Source organism: Citrobacter sp. T1.2D-1 (assembly GCF_950098555.1).
Classification (GTDB): domain Bacteria; phylum Pseudomonadota; class Gammaproteobacteria; order Enterobacterales; family Enterobacteriaceae; genus Citrobacter_A; species Citrobacter_A telavivensis.
The window spans coordinates 202374-222148 of the sequence record NZ_CATNHH010000023.1 but is presented as its reverse complement, the minus strand read 5'-3'; the positions used below and the strand labels follow the sequence as shown (position 1 = coordinate 222148).

The following is a 19775-nucleotide window of genomic DNA, read 5'->3' as shown; positions in this document are numbered from 1 at the left end:
TTACCGGGTTGCTTACAGATAAGCCGCTTCAAAATTGGGGTGTAAGCCGAGTACTGGTACTCGATGCTGGACTGTGGGTGGGGCTTTAGCTGGTAAAAACACTTTCAAAAAAATAACATAGTTAGTGATCGATGCCATTATGCAGGAGTATAATCTTATTCTATGATTTTTCGAACAAAATAGTTGCCATTTCAGGCAAATCATATGTGTGGTCAAGTAAAATGATGACATCTGGTATGGTGATATGAATAGTATTTTTGCAAGAGAAGGAGATGAAATCCGGGTTCTTTCACTGTTTTCTGGCTGTGGAGGGATGGACTTTGGTATTGAATCTGCCGGAGGAAAGATTGTTTTTGCTAACGATATCGTTGAAAACGCGTGTAAAACATTAGCGAAGTATTTTCCTGATACTGATGTTAAGCATGGCGATATCTCTCAAATTCAAACTTTTCCATCTGTGGATGTTGTCGTTGGTGGCTACCCATGCCAGTCATTTTCGATGGCTGGTAACAGAAAGCCCAGCGACGATGCGCGGACCAATCTTTATAAGCAATTTCTTCGGGTATTGAATATCGTTCGACCTAAGTATTTTGTGGCTGAAAACGTTTCAGGATTACAGCAGTTGGGCGCAGGTAGCTTTTTAGAACAACAAGTTAACGCCTATCGGGATGCAGGATATCAAGTTAGTCACCATCTTGTTAATGCAAAATCTTACGGTGTTCCACAGTCACGCAAGCGCCTGTTTATTATTGGTGTCAGAAACGATCTGGGGCAATATTTTGAATTTCCGGCAGCAACGCATGGTAAAGCGACCTTAAAGAACCCGCACTTAAAACCTTATGTTTCCCATGGTGAGGCTATCCGCGATTTGCCATTATGGCCAGAGGGTGAGTTTTACGAACGACCTCACGATCCCGAGGGGCACTTCTCATGGTACTTTATGTCCAGAAATCGTAAGGCCAAATGGGATAGTCCTGCTTATACCGTCGTAGCGAACTGGCGACATGTGACGTTGCATCCAGCCAGCCCAATGATGAAGTTAACATGGTCAAATCTTGAGGACGGCTGGAAGCAGCGCTGGGATTTTTCTGAAGAATATGAACATGTTGCTATTGATTCAACCCGGCCTAAGCTGGAACAGGCTAGGCGTTTGTCATGGCGGGAATGTGCCAGAATACAGACGTTTCGTCATGATTTTGAGCCTATTGGTGATATTGAATCTCGATTTACTCAGATAGGCAATGCAGTTCCTCCGTTACTGGCCGAAATCATTTTTCAACATCTATTTTCTGGTGATGGGTTGAAAATGAATTTGAGGAAGGGCGAATAAAAATCATGAGTATATCTTTCCCTATTTCTTTAGAAGAGTGGAATGCAGCACTAGTTAACGCCGTTTTTTTTGAGCCTTCCCGTGCAGATGTATTTTTGAGTCGAATCGATACTACTGGAAGAATTTTTGAGCAATTGGCTGGTTCTCGTAGTAAAGAAGAAGCTAAGCAAAGCTTTCTTGATTCATTTGGTAAGGATGAAAGAAAAATACAACGTTATCTCAGAGATGATTCAACGCTTGATAGTCTGACTCGAATAAAAGGCATCCCACCTCATTTTTCTATTCTATATTTAACGTTACTTGCCGCCAGTGCTGATAATGAAACTCATGATGAAGGAGACTTTAGGGTTAGGTTTTCTGTATTATTGGGACTGAATAGGAATAAGAAATTTATTTTTAGAGATTTGCCTAGCTTATGGCGGAGAGTTGAACAATGGAGTCAGAGTAAACAGGGTTGTTCTCGGTTATTTTTACCCGATCCCCAAAATGAAAAGTTGATTGGGTATTCTAAAAGGCTTTCTTTTCCTTGTTATAGAGATGAAGTTCGTTTGCGAGCCATATTGGTTCGTAATAATCTGGACAGCCATTCAACATTTGAGTCTGTTAATAAAGTAATACACCAGAGAATTGATGGTTTTAGTGAAGTATTCGTCAGTGAATTCAATGAATTTTATACGCTATTATCAACTGCAGCCATGCAGCAGGCATATAGTAGCCCGTTCTGGGGGGCTGTGAGGGATATTACGCGGCATGAAGAAAATCAACAAGCCAGAGAGAATGGGCTTTTCTGCATTCACTTAGACGCTACCGATCCGCAACTTCCAGAAATTTATCTGTTAATGGATGATGTTGGTGCTCAGACTTTGGATACCGTTAAAACTGAATCGTTACCAGAAAAATTGGAGAGTTACAGTAGCATTTATTATCAGACCAACGCTAATGCTACATTAACGAGTTTACTTTCATTTCTACAAAAAAGAAAAAAAGGCTTAATTGGATCGCGGGTTGGCATGGCGCTACATGCTGGGTGTTTACCCCTTTTCAGGGATGATTCTGGGTTTATCAGTTCGGATGGTCATTATTTTGACGATGGCCTGGTTTGTTTGATTATTCGTCGTGAATATGCTGTACATATCCGCACTAGGTTTGAACATACTGGCCTGACTGTTATGACGCTAGGAAAAAATACAGATTCTGAAGATTGGGAAGTTCTAGTCTTTGACACGATGAGTAGGCAGGAATTAACCGAACTTGCCAAATTACTTCCTGGTGCTGCTCGTAGATTTATGGTTCAGAGTTGGATACCTGCTCGACCTTATATCACAGGTGCAGCCCGTTTTGGACAGTCAATATTACTTAACCCAGCCAGTACGCCGGTTATTCATATGGTGGGTGCCATTGGCGGGGAATATGTAATCAGCGATTCCAATCATATAGAACTGGTCAGCGGCATACTAACACCAACACAAGGCGGTGAAGGACTATTTATTTCTCCGGAAAAACTCACTTCATTATCAGGACAGGCGTTTTGTCGCTATCGGTTAACGCTTGAGAAACATGTTGAACCGTTGGTTTTTGACATTCACGTCCTCGATCATGCGCCGGATGCTCCGTATCGTAAAGTTGCCGAACAGCATGACTGGCTTATTGATGGTCAACGGGGAACATTAGTGCCATTAAACAATGTTGAGTCAATGGAGTGTCTGAAAAACCAAAAAACTACCTCACTAGGCGGATCATGGTCGCTATGGCGACGTGATGAACGTGTGCCTGTAGAGAGTAAACAGTTTGATTTGCACATGCTTCCTGCCGCATTTGACTGGTTAGCTGAAGCACTGGCACTGCGTTTTCAAAAACGCAGTACGCTACCATTTGATGAGCTTAATACACATATAACGCCCGTATCACTAGCGACAGGTATTCCTGCATGGCGGTTGCGCCGGTTGCTTTTTGCCTCAGGCTGGCTTTGCGTAATAGAAAGACGACATGCGCCGTATCCGGTGGTATCACTGGCAAAACGTACATTATCTGTTTGTGAGACGGTACAAGGACTCACTGCCCGAGTAAGCGGTATGTTGACGAAAAGCGAGCGTCATCATCTGCAAGGTTTGTTGAAAGAAAGTGAACGGGTAAGACGTTGGTCAACAGTGGATAATAATTTTGCACTTGGCAGTATTGAATTGATTTTGTCAGGAGCCGATCGCGTAAAAGATTTGCTTGAGCGATTCAATTGGCAGCTTCTAGTCAGAAAAGATTTTTCTGTTGGCCCATTAAGTGGCGTGCTGTTATCCATGACTCAAATAAAGCAAGTTCCAGCTTTGCCACCTGATATTTATGTGGCGTTCTGGCAGACAAAAAAGAACCAATGGTCAGAGGAAATCCAGCCAACAAATAGCGACCTGTTAATGCGCTGTCGGGAAAAACAACGTAATCGTTATTTTATTCGGGCGGATACGGGGTACTGGCAAACTGATAGCTTTGCCTGGGCGTTAATGGCTCACATCATGAGGTCGGAAAAAACGCTTGGCACTCAAAGTCACTATGGCGATCTCTTCTGGTCTAAATCACTAATTACTTTACCGATTTCTGTCACTCAGTGGTGGTTACATTTCGCCGGTGGTTGTTGTACCGTCAGTGATGACGGAAGGATAATATTTGCTGGTAGAGGGGATGAATTGTGGGGAGGCGTTGAGTGTGATGATAATGCTGTTTTCCCGGTTAACCGAGCGGTCACTCGGCGGGCGAGAGCTTTGGCGCTACGCAGGATAAGCAGCATAAATTAATCTCTTAAATCAATCACTAAGGAGCTCACTCAGGGTGTCTAAAAAACAACATATCATTAAAGAAAGATTGAGGCAGATGTATCTCTTTGGTGCAGAGCCTTTTGAGTTGATGAACTGCCTGAAAGAATCGCAGCAAAAGCTGATTATGGCTGGTGCTAAAGCGGACAATTTGCCAAAGGTTCCGAACAAGATTTTACATTTTTTGAGTGCATTACCACCTAAGGCCCATTCCATTGTGCTAACGTGGTTTCGTACTCACGTACAATTTCCAGAACAAGGCGATCCCCAAAAAATCATTCATGAGATTCTGCTCGCAGAAAATAACGATAAAGATATCTCATCACCAAAACCGCTATGGCGCGCAATCCTTGGGTTCTACGTCACTCAGCCTTGCCCTGACATCGTCGCACAATTTCTTCGCGGTGAAGAAATTACACTACTCCATAATGATGACCCTGATGGGTCCAGCGATAGTTTACCTGAGCAGTCAACGATTAGTGTTACTGATGAAGATATCGAGCAGTGTCTATTCGTAAGTCAGGGACGTGACATATCGCCTTCAGATCGAATAATTCCGGCGTTCGTTGCTGGGCTTGTTGCTATGTTGAAGGGGGAAACGGAAGTTGCAGGTCAGTGGGTGTCACAGTTATCCAATCACCCACTGCCTTTGGGGCAAAAATTTGGTAGGCTCATCTCAACGTTTGGCGTCGTTCGTCCTCAGGAAGAGGCTGACAACGGAATAGTATTATTGGCAGAGCCTGTTGCGCCAGACGAGATCAATGGCGATATCGATGGAGTGTCCTTTGTCGGTAAAGTGACGAAAGTGCTTCCCTCTGGCGTATTCTTTGTTTCGCCCGTTGGCGTGTTTATTGACGATGAACTGCGGGATCTTTCAGATGCTCACAGCCATATGCTCTATCCCGATCGTGGCGAAGTTATAGGATTTTTAAATCATTTTACAAATAATGTGACCCATGGGGAATTAGGCATATGGCAAGCGAGACACAAACCATCCGATAAAACGGCCCAGTGTGCATTGACTGACTACCAGTCTCGCGTATATTCCGTTGTCAAAATCCCCTATGATTCCGGCGAACCGGATGCGATTCGTGAATGGCTATTAACCTGTTACCAACCGCAAGATAAATCTCCTACTATCTTCTTCTTAACCGATGGTCTGGCGCTAAGATTACCTGGAGACATTCTTGATCCTAAAAAATATGATTTTGACGTACCTCTGGATTCTTATCGGGAACTAAGTTGTGTGGAACTGCGCTCTCAGTCAATCACTATAGTGCCTCAACTCCCCGGATTGAGCGAAAAATATGATTGTGCGCCTGCCATTACATGGATAAAACGGCTGTTAAAGTTAGACTATTCATCGACAGATTTTCCTGTTTTCAGCAAATCACACTTACAGCGTTTAGCTCACTTTATGGCTGAATATGAGTCAGATAATCGAAGTGCGTATTTACGTGCATTGACGCAACTTGAGAAGGTTGCGGTTTCAAGAGAATTTCTGGACGGTAGCATTCAACAACTGTTGACGTTGCCGACAATAAAGACGCAAATCTGCGCAGAGAAGCAAGTAATACTGGCTCAGTATGAAAGTGAGCAGGAACAACTCAGACAGACGATTGCATCACTGATGGATAAGAAGGCGCAGTTGGATGCAGAAATTAACCGACAGGAAAAGACGCTAAAAAGCGAAACAAACCGTATAAAAAAAGCGCTACGCCAGCAGGAAGCTGAGCTGGATTCACGAATCAGGCAAACCTTTGAGCAAGCGTCTCAGGCGGGTATAGAAACGTTGGCACAGACGGCGTTGTTGCGAACGATGATCGCTGGTTCGGCCACACCCACACCCGTTATACCATCAGAACGAATCACCGAACCCGCCTCGAGCCTTCCGTTACCTCAGTCTTTACTACCGCCGGAAGTAAATGAAATAAACAGCAAAAGAGTGCTACAGGCTGCGATCGAAGAACAGGCAGCGATTACCGGACTAAGCGAAAATCTGTTGTTCAGTTTGATTGCTGCCGCAAATGTTGTATCAGTTGTCGGATTAACAGGAAAATACGCCCAGAAAACGGTCGTTTCTTTAGCCAATATTCTGTCGGGAAGCATATGGGGGGAGGTCTCTATTCATGGTGATCTTTTTAGTATCAGCGACTTAATGAAATCACCTGTGCTAATCAGGAGTACAAATAGCACGAGCTCTATGACGCTAGGTGACTTCTTGGAGCACCAACAATCAAGCGGGTTAATGACTATAGTAAAACTACGCGGGTTTAACCGGATGCCGCCGGAAACATTACTTCCCGAACTTAACGAATGCCTGTTTAGCAGTGAATATTCTGCGGGATTATGCTGGAAGGATCAAAATCATACCTTGCGGCACCTTTCGTTAAGTTACCCTGTATTGTTTGTATTGACGTTTGCCGTTGGTAAAAGTACGTTCCCATTACAGGGGCCGGTTGCCCACCAGTTGCCCGTATTTATGGCCGAATATAGCAGTACACAGGTTGAGCAGACTGAATACTCACCAGCCGAATATACTTCAGATATTGCTCCCGCGTGCGTGGCCTCCAAATTATGGTCTTCGTTATACGCCGATGCTCACCCTAAAGATAATCAGCAGCAAACTATGCGGGCGGTGTTAAACGCATTGGGTTATTCCGACGAAAAATCTCAGGCGCTGGCAATGCTGGCTTTCACTATTGGGCGCAGTACCACAGAAAAAATAACCGCAGAAATTGAGCCATTGGCTCCTGCATTGATACCTTATGTTCAGGAAATCACTCACGGTGCATCTGTAACCGTGCTTGATCATCTGTTCCAGCTATAAATAAACAAGGGCATTTTATGAATAACCCACTGGAATCATTTGAATCAATAAGGGATTTTTACATCACCTATCTTGAAACTGCTTTTCGTATAGGTTCGCCCGATATTCAGGCATACCGACGTAGCTTACTGGAACAGCAAGGTACATTATGTGCAGATCTTTTTCTGGAACCAATGCCAAGATATCAGGATTATGGTTTAACCATCAGTGATTTACGTAATGTGGCTGAAGGTGAGGAATGGTTGCCAGGGTTTACCGAGCAACAAAGGGACGCATTTATCGATCTTTGTCTGGGAGGGCTTTTGCCTCGCGATAAATCCGACTCCACCAAAGGACGTTTTAAACTTTATACCCACCAGCTAGACATGCTGAAAAGAGGTGTACAGCCCGCAATGCCGGGCATCGTTACATCAGGAACAGGGTCAGGTAAAACAGAATCTTTTCTGCTGCCAGTTCTGGCTCAAATTGTGAAAGAAGCGAGTGGTTGGCCGAAAAGTCCCTCGCTTAAATGCTGGCAGCCGTGGTGGCATAATGGAGTAAATACTCAGCCTACGTTTATGCGTGAGGCAGAAGCATCAGCACGGCCAAAAGCCGTGCGAGCGCTAATTTTGTATCCAATGAACGCACTGGTTGAAGATCAAATGGTGCGTATGCGTCGGGCGCTTGATTCCCGAGAAGCACATGAAGCGATGGATTTACACTTGGGTGGCAACCGTATCTTTTTTGGTCGTTATACTGGCGCAACGAAAGTCACTGGCTGGTTAAACCATCCCCGACCGGGGAGCGAGGAAAAAGAGAAAAAAGAGAAAAAACGGGTCGCTGGTAAAATCACTGAATTGCGCGAATATCTTCAATCCGTGGAAGACACGCATCGGGAAGCTGTGCGGCAGGGGATTCGGGATCATGATGATAACCTGCAATTCAATTTCCCTGGTGTATCAGGCGGAGAAATGCTTAGCCGCTGGGAAATGCAAAAATCACCTCCGGATATACTGATTACTAACACCAGTATGCTTTCCACGATGTTGGTACGAGAGATTGACGATCCTATTTTTGACCAAACCCGAGAATGGATTGAACACGATCCTGATGCCTATTTTTATCTTGTCCTTGACGAACTGCATCTTCAGCGCGGTACAGCAGGGACCGAAGTCAGTTATTTGCTCAAACATCTCATAAACCGTCTGGGGCTGGATCAAGAACAGCACCGACATAAGCTGCGTATTCTGGCATCCAGTGCCTCACTGCCCGTTGATGGCCCTGAAGGTAAGAAAAGCGTTGAGTACTTATGGGGGATGTTCGGTCAGCGAGGACTGCCTGTGAGTGCAGCAGCCAAAGACTGGGCAGATTGCGTGGTGAATGGTGCCATGGTTGCTCCAGCACAGGATAATACGTTGCATTTCCACGGTGACCTCAACCACTTCTGCAATACGGTAAAACAGCTACAGGGATCCTCACTGCCATCTTTGCAACACTGGTCAAACGTTGCCCGAAGTATGGGGGGCTATCATGACGAGCAGTGTATGGAAAAACTGGCTCAATGGGTTGTTGTGCAGGCCGCCTGTATGCTTGAAAAAGGTTGCTATACATGTGAAAAGTCTCTGCGTGCTACATCAATAAATGCTCTGGCAGCGCGTATATTTCCCTCCCATTCCACAGGACGTGAGGGGATTCGTGCATTAATATGGTTACGTGCTGCTACAGATAGCTGGCCTGAGTGGTTTTCACATCCCTTTCCCGACGATATTCCATTGCCACGTTTTCGCGCCCATGCTTTTTTACGGGCGCTGGAAGGATTATATGCAGCACCGCTACCTTCCCCGTCAAGTGCATCAACAGAAGAAAGAGAGCAGCACTTTTTTGCCGATCTGACGGTTGAGTCTGGCCTGCGTTATGGCGAGCGTCACTATGACAACAAAAAATCACGACGCGTAGAATTACTCTACTGTGAGTGTTGCGCCACACTATTTTTTGGCGGCAAACCCTCTTCTTTCTCGGCAACGGATAGCCGCGTAGAGCTTTTACCCAACGATCCCGATATTGATCAACTACCTGAACATGCTAAATCGGTTATGGTTGAACGACGTTCCGCCGAAGAATATGCGTTGTTTATGCCGACCGTCGATCGATTCTGGCCTAGAGGAGAAGGAACTCCAGCCGATGAGGACTCTTTTGGGAAGTGGATTAAGGCTGGTTACGATCCGTTTACTGCGGCGATTCAACACACGTTATCGCCTATAAGATCGATTGAACAAACACATATTGCAGGCTGGTTCTATTATGTCCCATCGGGTGATTTTTCCTCTAGGAAAAGAGGCCAGTCGTCCAGCCAGTCACCGGGGAGTGCGCTGCCTTTCCAGTGTCCGGCATGTGGTACATCATATAAATACGGTAAAGGTAAACTATCACCTATTCGCAGTTTTCGAGTCGGCTTTGCGAAAACCACGCAGCTCCTGGCCAGTACGTTGATGGCGGAATTACAACGCTCTGGCGATCGGGAACGGCTGGTCACATTTTCTGACAGTCGGCAGGATGCTGCCAATGCGGCGCTCGATTTGGAGTCAGGTCACCATGATGATGTTCGCCGTGAGATTGTTGTGCGCTCGCTGAAGGAACTGTCAGCGAGTCAGTGCTCCCATAAAGAAGTGACCATACAGTTAGAACAACTTAATAAACGCAGAAAAGAACTAATTAGCAAAGAGATTAAAGAGGGGCAGCTCTCTGCGGATGAAGACAAAGAATTAGGACAGCTTTTTGGCGAAAAACAGCGGCTGAGTGACTTATTGCTACTGCCACAGGCAGACAGCGTATCGCTGAGCAGTATACTGGAGCCTGAAGCACCAATCGCAGGCAACGTCCTTAATCCTCTGTTGGCAACATTAGTTGAAGCGGGTATTCATCCTACCGATCGAACGGGGATATCTCCTGTTCCTGAGCCTTCAAAACAAAAACATGATGAAGAAACTATCACTTTTGCATGGCAGCAATTATTTGAAAAAAACAAACAGACCAAATGGTGTTGGAAGAAACATCCTTCCTATGAGGGTAATCTGGACGTTGCCCGGAAGGAAATCTCCCGCGACCTAAAACAACTGGTCGGGGAAAGCGTGTTCAGTAAAACCTATTTTGCGCTGGAAGAAGCAGGATGGGGTTATCCCTGCCTTCCTCTGGCTAACAGCTGCACGCGTGAACAGTTGGCTGTCTATGACGCTATGCTTCGCGTATTGGCGGATGCCTATCGAGTCGCACCGTCCCAGTACACAACAACAGAAACGCGCTGGCATGTTGCAGACGATGTGAAGCCTAAAAATCGGTTGCGCCGTTTTAGCGATGAGCTTTGTAACCACTCCAGAGCCAAGACATTATTGCTGATTGGGGACTTTCTTGTACACCTCAAACGCTCTGGTCATCAGGGCGGCATTATTGACATTGGAAAAGTGCACTTTCGTTTAGTAGAGGCTACCGCTCCTTTCTGGCGCTGTAGTCACTGTGGTCGCGTGCATTTGCACAAGGGGGCAAAACTTTGCACCCGCTGTTATGCGCCACTACCTGAAACATCTTCTGGTAACGCGGGGGAATTACAAACCCAAAACTATCTCGGTAAACGTATATCGTATGCTTCCCGTATCAGTAGAATGCGTTCTGAAGAACTCACGGGCATGACGGGGAATCCGGCAGCGAGATTACGCCGTTTTAAAAGTATCCTGATTGCTGATGATGATGACATATTGCCAAAAGGGCTGGAGGACTTCGAACCTCATCCTGAGTTGGATAGAGCCGCCAGAGAGGTGGATGTACTCTCTGTTACCACCACGATGGAAGTGGGGGTTGATATTGGCGATCTACGCGCAGTTTTTCAGGCCAACATGCCGCCGCAACGTTTTAATTACCAGCAACGCGTAGGGCGAGCGGGACGACGTGGGCAGGCTTTTGCATTTGTATTAACGGCATGTCGCAGCAAGAGCCATGATTTATTTTACTTCCGTAACCCGGAAAAGATCACCGGCGATCTCCCTCCGCCACCTTTCTTAACTACTAAACTGGAAATGATCTGCCAGCGCTTAGTGCGCAAAATATGGCTGGTGGCCGCTTTTAAGTGGCTCAGAGAGCATGTAGTGGATTCGGGGCAGTCGTGGCCTGTTGATGGTGACAAACATAAACCCGACAATCACGGAGAGTTTTTTCAGGTTCATTGGCTAAAAGAAAATCAGGCAAACTGGTTGCCGCGCATTCGTAACGCGCTGAAAGAAACCATCAACGCGCGTGATGAGTTTGCTCAAGCGTGTATGCAACAGGATGAAATATTCTACCGTACAATAATCCACCCTCTGACGCCGGAATGTCTAATACAAGATATTAAATCAGTACTGGACGACGATGCTATGGCAGGAAAGGGATTGGCGGAAGCGTTGGCCGAACAGGGAAAATTCCCTATGTACGGTATGCCAACCCGAACACGACTTCTGCTGACAAGGCCGGTTAGTACGGACGAACATGATGTACAGTTCGCCAGCATGGATCGCGATCTGGATATTGCGATTCAGGAATTTGCGCCGGGAAAATATCTGGTACAGGACAAACGCCGTTACTTTACCGCAGGCTATGCCGGAATGCTGAAGCAAAGCTACAAAAACCCAGCCGAATTTTTCACTGAAGCTGACGAACCGGGAGAGTGCAGGGCGATGACCGTTTGCCCGGTGTGCAAAGTCTGGGTACTGGTGGGCTCGATGACCGCTGTATGCAGCGCCTGCGGTGGGGTCATGGATGGTGCCGAGCAATATTCGTGTTACGTACCCAACGGATTTATTACCACTCTTGAAGATAAATCTGCAAAAGAAGACTTTGACCAAACCCTGACGGTGGCCAGCAGAGTATCTATTGCTGAAGCTTACTCAATTGAGAATGCAGTATCTGTACCTGACTCTAATGTTGCCATCCAGCTAAAATCCCAAACCTGCCTTAACAGGTTAAATCGTGGTGTTTATGCGGACAAAAAATGGAGTGGTTTCAATGCGATACAAGGAAATTTACGGGTTCCATTCAGAAAGGCGGGAGTATATCAGCCGCTATGGGCAAACCACGTATGGATAGACAATAACCTTCTTGAGGCTGATTTATCACTTAAAAACCGCTTTACCCCTATGCAGGAAAGCCGAAAATCGTTTTATCTCTCGGCACCTAAAGTAACCGATTTACTGGCGTTGATGTTGGTGGATACTCCGGCGGACCTCCAGTTACAGTACTTGCAAGGCGCACTGACTCCTGCATTTCGGGCGGCCGCGCTATCTGCTTCTTTTATCATCGTCAACTATGCTTCGAAAGAGCTACTTGATACTGATCCGGAAGAAATTGAAATTCTGGAGCCTCGCGTACAAATTTTAAAAAACGGTATTTCTGCACCGATATTACAAATGGCCGATCGTCTGGTTAATGGTTCTGGATTATGCGAGCGACTACAGCAGATCGGGAGCTCTGGCTCTCCGATTGTTCTTGAAGTGATGAATGAGATTATCAATGACGAAGGATCCTATCCACTGAAAGAGTTTTTAGAACCACAGCATCGCGACGTATGTTTTCAGGCATGTTATTACTGCCTGCATCGGTACGGTAATCAGGCTTATCATGGCTTGCTCGACTGGCGTCTGGGACTGGATGTCATTCAACTGCTTTTGGATAAAACCTATGATGCCGGACTACGTGGAGATTTTTCATCCCCCGGCATCATTGACTGGACGGTTAATGCCAAACGACTGGCCGAAGAAGCATCGTCTTTATTTAAGGGGAGTGAAGTAAAAATCGTGGGAAATATCCCGCTGATAGGTATTAGCCCACAACGCTGGGCGGCAGTACTGCATCCTTTCTGGAGTTATGACGGGGTTTTTAAAGCTAATCCTGAACTTGAGGTGCTCTCGCTTGAGGAAGATATAGTATTTACAAATACCTTTGAGCTTTCTCGCCGTATGGGAACTGTGATGGCAAAACTGTGCACAACACCTCGTTCGAGCGAAAAATGAATATAATGACGTTGGAGCGAACCCGCCCGGCGCTCCCCTCAAAGCTGGGCGTATTTCTTGCCTGCCCAATGAGGTACTTGCTGGAAAGCGAGCAGCATTCTTTCCGGTGTTTGCCTTTGCCTCCTCAGGCTGCTCTGGGGAGTGCCGTGCACAGACTGGCTGACACGTTGCAAAAAAGTGGCGAGAATAATCCTGAATCAATCATACAGAGGCTTGAAAACGACTTTGTGGCGACCTTGATAAAGACTCAGCAAGGAGCACTGGCGCTATGGGTCTGGGAACGCTATGGCATTGCTGGATTAGTATCGCGTCAGGCGTTGATCAAATACATTCGTTACACCAAATCTCTTGTTACTCCGGTTGCTGAACGGGTTGGACATTTGCCAGATATGATAAAAATGCGGGAAAGTGTTATTCCGATAGGTCGGGAAAAACTGCTGAAAAGTACTTGTTTCGATATGCAGGGACGTGCCGATCTCATTTACCGAAAAGAAACCGGGCAGATACGGGTTGTTGACTTTAAAACCGGCGAAGTGAGAGACGAAAAAAATCAGCCGAAAGAAGAATATTTGTTACAAATAGCGGCATATGGCATGATGGTAAAAGAGTTAGCTCCTGAAATCAATATTGAACTGGAACTAGCCGGAGTAGGGGGGAGCTGGACCGGTGTATTGGATAACAGCCTGCAAGAATGCGTCAATCGTGTTCTTGTTTCATTTAATGAAATATTACCTCGTAATACTTCTTTTTCTGCGCTTAATATAGCTCGGCCGGGTAGACATTGTATTCAGTGTGCTGGCCGTTGCTCGTGCCCGATTTACTCAAAAAATTCATGTCATTTCAGGCAACAATTCTACCCTGACGATCGTCATTTTAGCATCGATATTCATGGGCGATTACTGGAGGTTGAGATGGATGATAATTTTACGACTCTACGACTCCTACTTCCTGATGGTTATATGGCAAAAGTATTTCATATTCCGACTCGATTTATTCCTGAGTCTAATGAGATGATAGGTTGCGACGTTACTCTGTATGGATTGAAGGTCTTTGGCGTTAGTTCGGAGAAAAAAATCCCTCGAAATTTTTATGTTGTGGATACTCAGGAACCCAGAAGATCGGCATTTCAGTTTTTCCTGCAATGGAAGAAAAACCACTAAATATTTTCTCGAAAAATAATAGAGGAAAGCAGAGAGGTTTATTAAGAATGCTTAACAGACAGAATAATTATATACTCTATGGATGGTTTTTTTATTTTCTGCGATCCACTTTCCAGTAATTTTCTTGCCGCTCATCATCAATCGCTGTTTCCTTACCCCGCGCCTGCAAAATCAGGCGTCGGGATTGGCCTCCTGACTAACTCCATCGACGACACAAGGCGTTATCGCTTTTTTTGTGTCGCGCACGCACGGCTAAAGTCCATTCCCTTCAACGCCGCTACGAATTTCACCGTCCTGACCTAGTATGGCGCTCTTCGCCGAAACTCTGATAGAAACCGACGATCCGGCGCGGGTAATTGAGGATAATACCCGTTGAGACCCCAAGTAGGGTGCGACGGTTACGGCGCTGTGGCCTGTTTCAAGAAATCTCTCACCACGAATCCGTGTGATGGTAGATAGACTGTACGCGGCGCTCAATAAGGAGACAGCACATACTTGGCTGTGATTGATGCCGGAACGAGACAATTTAAGAACAAACCGCCCCCGGTTAGCAGGATCGCCTCGCCCGGCAGGAAAACATGCTAGCATCAACAAGAACCTCCTGTTAATGCCAATTCCCGACTCATTACCACCAATCTATTTTCACCGCTGCGGAGTAAGGGGCGCTATGCCCGGCTATGCAGGAGCAGGTTTTTTCTCCCGTGCGCTTTCCGTTCTTCATATCTGCTTCCGGTTAATCGTTCCCAACACAACCCGCCCTGCAAGGGTAAATGGCACGCATGCTGCGCCCTTGCAGGGCAGAACGATGCCGGGAAAGCGAACCGTCAGGCGATACGAAGACGAAAATCACACACTGACGGAGAAAAAATCATGACGATTTCCCTGCATACCACCCGGACAAGCGCCCCTAACACCGCAGCGGCGACCAGCGTATCCCCGCTGGACCCGTCAGGCTCCTCAAAAACGAAATTTTCTAAAACCAGAACCGACATTTACCAGACTGTTACTGACAACATCATTGCAGCGCTGGAAGCCGGTGTAAAACCGTGGTCCTGCCCGTGGCAGCGTGTAGATGGCATGTCTGGTCTGCCTTCCAGTTACGCCACTGGTGCGGCTTATAGTGGCATGAATATCATGTTGCTGTGGTGTAGCGCATCTAAACAGGGGTTCAGCGATTCCCGCTGGATGACCTACAAACAGGCACAGGCGGCAGGTGGACAGGTTCGCAAGGGTGAGCATGGAACAACAGCCATTTTCTATACGACCCTGGAAAAGGAAAACGACGCCGGTGACGTTGAACATATCCCGATGCTGAAAACTTTCACCGTATTTAACGTTCAGCAAATCGACGGTTTGACTCTGGCAACGGAAACCGTCAGCCCGGAAGCAACCTTTGACCCGTTGCCGCAGGCTGAGAACCTGTTCAGGAAGAGCGGCGCAAACATCATCGAGAAAGGACAAAACGCCTTTTTCAGTCCATCAACTGATGAGGTCTGGCTACCGGAGCGCCATCTTTTCGCTGATGCGGCCAACTTCTACGCTACCGGCCTGCATGAGCTGGTTCACTGGAGTGGGGGTAAAAAACGCCTTAACCGTGAAATGAAAGGGAAGTTTGGCAGTGCGGGTTATGCAGAGGAAGAACTGGTGGCGGAGCTGGGAAGTGCCTTTCTGATGGCGGATCTGGGGATTGAGGGAGAGGTACAGCATGAAAGTTATATTGCGTCCTGGCTGAAAGCGCTGAAAAACGACAAGCGTTATATTTTCAAAGCGGCCAGCGCCGCCTCTAAAGCACATCGTTACCTGATGGATAAACTCTGAGACCGGAACCAGACAACCGCAAGGAAATGCGGTTACATGGTATTTAACCGGCAACGCTGCAAGGCACAGACTGAGGCGGAACGCAGCACAGCGAGTACCGGACAGTCTGCGCCTTGCAGTGGAATAAAAAATTTCCGGCCTGGCGGTATCGCCGCCAGGCCGGTGAGACCATAGTGATGGTCTGAGTAAAACTTACGTATAGCTGCCTAATGAAAGGTGTTTCAGTTCATCAAGGGTATAAATGCAAAACACCCGACGGTGGCGTTCTTCCAGCGGGACGTGCTGATGGTTGATGATGACATGCCTGGTGCTGTCAAACAGCAGTTCAAGCGCACGCTTCTTCTGTGGATCGGGCACAACATAAAAAACGTAAATCCACTGCTTGCGGGTACGGGCCAGCAGGTGGCTTGCCATGATCGACTGATAACGGGCCCGGGTTTTCAGGCGGCGCTCGGTTTCAATGGCAATAACGTTACCGTCAGGCAGGGTCAGTAACCCGTCCGGGCGATGTTTTACCTGATACTGGCTGAGAAAACTGGCCCGGTCGCCGTTAATCCATCCCGAAGCGCCTTTCTTCTCCAGAATAAGCCTGGCGGCCTGATTATCAAGATGGTGCTCCAGCGTCCAGCCGGTGATTTTTGATGGTTCAAACCGCGCAGGAAAGATTTCATCATCCGGGGTTAACACTACCGCCAGCCCGTCGCTGGTGATCCCCCATAATGAAATCTTCATTGTCCGTGATTCAAGCACATACTTCTGGATTAACCCCATTCGCTCCGTTTTTGCCAGCAGCGAATAAAGCGATTTGTGGTCCCGGAAACCAAATAACAGCATCAGAGTTTTAAAATCACTGTAAGTTTCTTCTTTCAGGAAGTTCAGCAGTTGTTTTATTTTTTCGTTGTTACGCGTCTGGCGCTCGTGAAATGATGAAATCAGCATAAGCGCTCCTTAAAAATCCAGCGGGGACAGGTGTTCTTCATCATCAGGTTTCGGCTTTACCGGTTTGACTTCGCTTTCGTCGAAGAAAAGAGCCGGGTGTGTTGTCATCACATCCGACATGGCGGGTTTATCATCCTCGCAAAAATCCAGCATGATCTTCACGGGGGCTACCGTTGCGGCAATATCAGGGGAAACCGAAAAAGTTTTTAGCTGGCGCTTTCTGACCTTTATCGGCGAGATCAGTGAAGCAGAAGGTAGCGTTTTTGTCGTAAAGATAAAGCTGACAAAATCGGGTAGGTTCAGGATCATATTGCTGTCAATAAAGAAACGTTCAGCCTGGCGGATTGTGCGCTCACTGTCGATGGTCTCCGTGAGCATATTATCTGTTTTAGCCTTACGGAGTTCGTCATCCACCAGAATAGTGCCTGACATTCTCGCTACCCATTCCGCTGTATCCGGGTCCATAACCCGGTAAACCAGTTTGAATTTGGCATTTTCAACGACCGCACCGACAACGGCGTCACCTTTCAAATCTGCCGGGCAGTCTTTTAAATCGGCAATGGACTGGTGGTCCATAATAATATGCACGCCTTTATCACGCGCTGCTCCTAATCCCTCCAGTGCTGACCTGGATAAATGGTATTTCAGTTCGGAAAGATAAACAGCAATGGGGCGGGGGACGTCTATTACTCGATCGCGCTTTTCTGCCAGTTGGTAAAGGCGAACCAGTAGCATGCGCTGGGCGGTAATAATTTTGCTGTTTCGCATGGAGCCGAGAACATAACAGCAGCCGCCCTCATCAAATATGTGCTTAAGCGAAAAGCCTTCTGGTGAGTTAATGGCATTGAGTAATGCCAGTTCCTCAATTTTTCCGAAAAAGGCTTTGATCTTTTCGGCAATACTCTGAACGTAATCACCGTTATAAACATCCCGGATTGTTGTCGATGGATTATCGCTGACTAATTGTGCGGCTATACGGGCGGCTTTTCGGTCATCAATGCGATAAAAATCAGATTCCTGCCCTTTTTCTGCCAGGCTGAAACCTGCAACAAACAATTCTTCCAGCTCATCGGGCGTGATATCTTCAATCAGATTTAACTGGTATTGCTGTTTTCGCAGGTCAATTAAGGCAAAAGGCTTGCCTGCATCCTCGCAGGCTTTGCGGTAAAGATGCGGTGCCCATTCATCGTCTTTGGGGTCCATAACAAAAACACCTTCACCGGCCAGAATACTTTGATAAAGTAATATGCCGGCGGCTACCCCTTTACCGGCCCCTGTGGTGCCGATAATATCCGCGTGTTGTTTCTGCCAGTCTTTTAACGGGAGATACATTGGTTCATTTTCCCTGCCCATGCCGGTAAAAATGCCTTTCTTCAGGTCGATATAATCCAGCGGGTTATAATGCAGTGTTTCCGGCAGCAGGGACTTTACGGTGCGGACATCGGTGCGCAATTCCCGTTCAAGGGTGGTCTTTTTAACAAGGCGTTTCTTTATTTTGTCCAGTTCCGGTGTGAATATCCGGCGAAGCATAATATGAAAAATAATCCCGGTTACAGTGAAAGCAATCCGTACTGACCACGCCAGTACCGTATTATCACTGGTGGGTCTGATCTTATACAGCCACTGAAAGGATCCGATAACGACCGGAGCCAGTGTGCCGGAGAGAAAACACAGCAGGGAAAAAGCAATAATCAGCTTTTTCCAGAGCGGCGCTTTCTGCCGTTCATCGCTTTTCATTGATGTAAAAAACGGCATCGTCAGCCCCGCTAATAACGCCAGCATCAGTTGTTGCTGTTGCACAAAAGCCAGCAGCGCCAGCATCCCGTTCACTATCGGCGACAGTGAAGCGGCAAGCTTATTTAAAATCATCGTGCCTCCTTCGTCAGCGATTCGCCCCATGACATCGCCCCGTCAATTCGCCCCACGGTGTCGGGCGAAAAGGCGGGGCGAGCGTATGGGGTAAAGAAGGTGGCCGCTGTGCGGCCATGTGCCGGAAAGCATGCTTCCCGGTACGAAACGGCGTGCGCCAGTTCATGCGGGCTGGACGCCCTTATTGCCTGTTGCATGGGGGTAATGTCGCGGCTGGACGCCGCACCAAAACCCCCAACGTCAAAGGCGGCACACCGTCGCCCGCTACGCGCGACCAACCCCTTTAAGACGGTCGCTTTCGCCTTTTTATTCCCTTTGCTCGTTCCTCGCAGAGTGAATAAAAGGGAAGCTGACCTTTAAAGGGGTTGGTCGCGCCACGCTACCGGCTTTTGGCCGGAGACTTAGCAGCGACGGTGTGCGGGGCTGTGCCCCCCGGGTAAACCGCTGTCGTGGGCGACAGCTTTTCGCTCGCTGGGGCGGCGAAATTTATCCGGCTCCCCCCGGCCTGCAAAATCCGCGTGGGCGCGGCTGTTTGCAGGTTAGGCGCGGTGCCTGAATTATTTTCGCTCCTTAACCCGCGAAAATATTTCTGTCCGCTGCCTCATTTTTACGGCCCCTGTTTCTTCGCTTCTTTATCTGCGAAAAACAGAAGCCGTAAAAACCTGAAAACCGTCATGCTCTGTGCCCGTCTCGCCAGTATTAACCACGAACGCGACCATATTTACTGATGATCTGACCGATAGCCGCAGGGTCTGCCGAATCACATTCACTTAAAAATGATTGTCTGGCATCAGCTGTATGGTCAGGCAGAAAACCATGCCTGTTCTTTTTTACGATATTAAAGAATGCCCGTTCAGCGGTGTGACATTCACTGCTGCCGCCATTCCCGGTTGCTTTACCGTACATACATAACACCACCTCGCAGGCATCAGCAGCCAGTACAGTTGTTGAACATGACGCCATAACGCAAAACAATAATGCGGAGGATATTGCTTTGTTCATTTTATTCACCAT

At 47.2% G+C, this 19775-nt stretch carries 9 protein-coding genes; 6 read left to right on the top strand and 3 right to left on the bottom strand.

Going from position 1 to position 19775, the window contains the following annotated elements; translation table 11 throughout:
• Positions 1-244 precede the first annotated feature (244 nt).
• The 6 genes from QQZ17_RS17230 (at position 245) to QQZ17_RS17205 (ending at position 15953) form a co-directional block, all read left to right on the top strand.
• Positions 245-1330 (top strand): DNA cytosine methyltransferase, encoded by a 1086-nt coding sequence (locus QQZ17_RS17230; protein WP_045338337.1) that lies wholly within the window; start codon positions 245-247, stop codon positions 1328-1330.
• 5 nt (positions 1331-1335) lie between these two features.
• Positions 1336-4113 carry a hypothetical protein gene (locus tag QQZ17_RS17225; RefSeq protein ID WP_152403866.1) on the top strand — a complete coding sequence of 926 codons (2778 nt, stop codon included), beginning with the start codon at positions 1336-1338 and terminating at the stop codon, positions 4111-4113.
• 34 nt (positions 4114-4147) lie between these two features.
• A complete protein-coding gene (locus QQZ17_RS17220) occupies positions 4148-6961 on the top strand; it encodes a coiled-coil domain-containing protein (protein WP_214632470.1) in 2814 nt (937 codons plus the stop codon).
• Between the two features lie 17 nt (positions 6962-6978).
• The gene (locus QQZ17_RS17215) at positions 6979-12975 is read left to right on the top strand and encodes a DEAD/DEAH box helicase (protein ID WP_152403875.1); all 5997 of its coding nucleotides are present in this window, start codon (positions 6979-6981) and stop codon (positions 12973-12975) included.
• The gene (locus QQZ17_RS17210) at positions 12972-14135 is read left to right on the top strand and encodes a RecB family exonuclease (protein WP_306464040.1); all 1164 of its coding nucleotides are present in this window, start codon (positions 12972-12974) and stop codon (positions 14133-14135) included. Before QQZ17_RS17215 ends, QQZ17_RS17210 begins: the two co-directional genes overlap by 4 nt.
• An 870-nt stretch (positions 14136-15005) precedes the next feature.
• Positions 15006-15953 (top strand): ArdC family protein, encoded by a 948-nt coding sequence (locus QQZ17_RS17205; RefSeq protein ID WP_152403879.1) that lies wholly within the window; start codon positions 15006-15008, stop codon positions 15951-15953.
• Between the two features lie 192 nt (positions 15954-16145).
• On the opposite strand, the gene mobC is transcribed toward QQZ17_RS17205, so the two are convergent.
• From mobC to QQZ17_RS17190, 3 genes are all read right to left on the bottom strand, one after another.
• Complete coding sequence (gene mobC / locus QQZ17_RS17200; RefSeq protein WP_152403881.1) at positions 16146-16892, bottom strand: MobC family replication-relaxation protein; 747 nt, start codon at positions 16890-16892, stop codon at positions 16146-16148.
• Between the two features lie 9 nt (positions 16893-16901).
• Positions 16902-18761 (bottom strand): type IV secretory system conjugative DNA transfer family protein, encoded by a 1860-nt coding sequence (locus QQZ17_RS17195; RefSeq protein WP_152403883.1) that lies wholly within the window; start codon positions 18759-18761, stop codon positions 16902-16904.
• Positions 18762-19460: 699 nt separating this feature from the next.
• Positions 19461-19763, bottom strand: coding sequence for a TrbM/KikA/MpfK family conjugal transfer protein (locus QQZ17_RS17190; protein WP_060617202.1), 303 nt, complete (start codon positions 19761-19763; stop codon positions 19461-19463).
• Between the last annotated feature and the right edge of the window lie 12 nt (positions 19764-19775).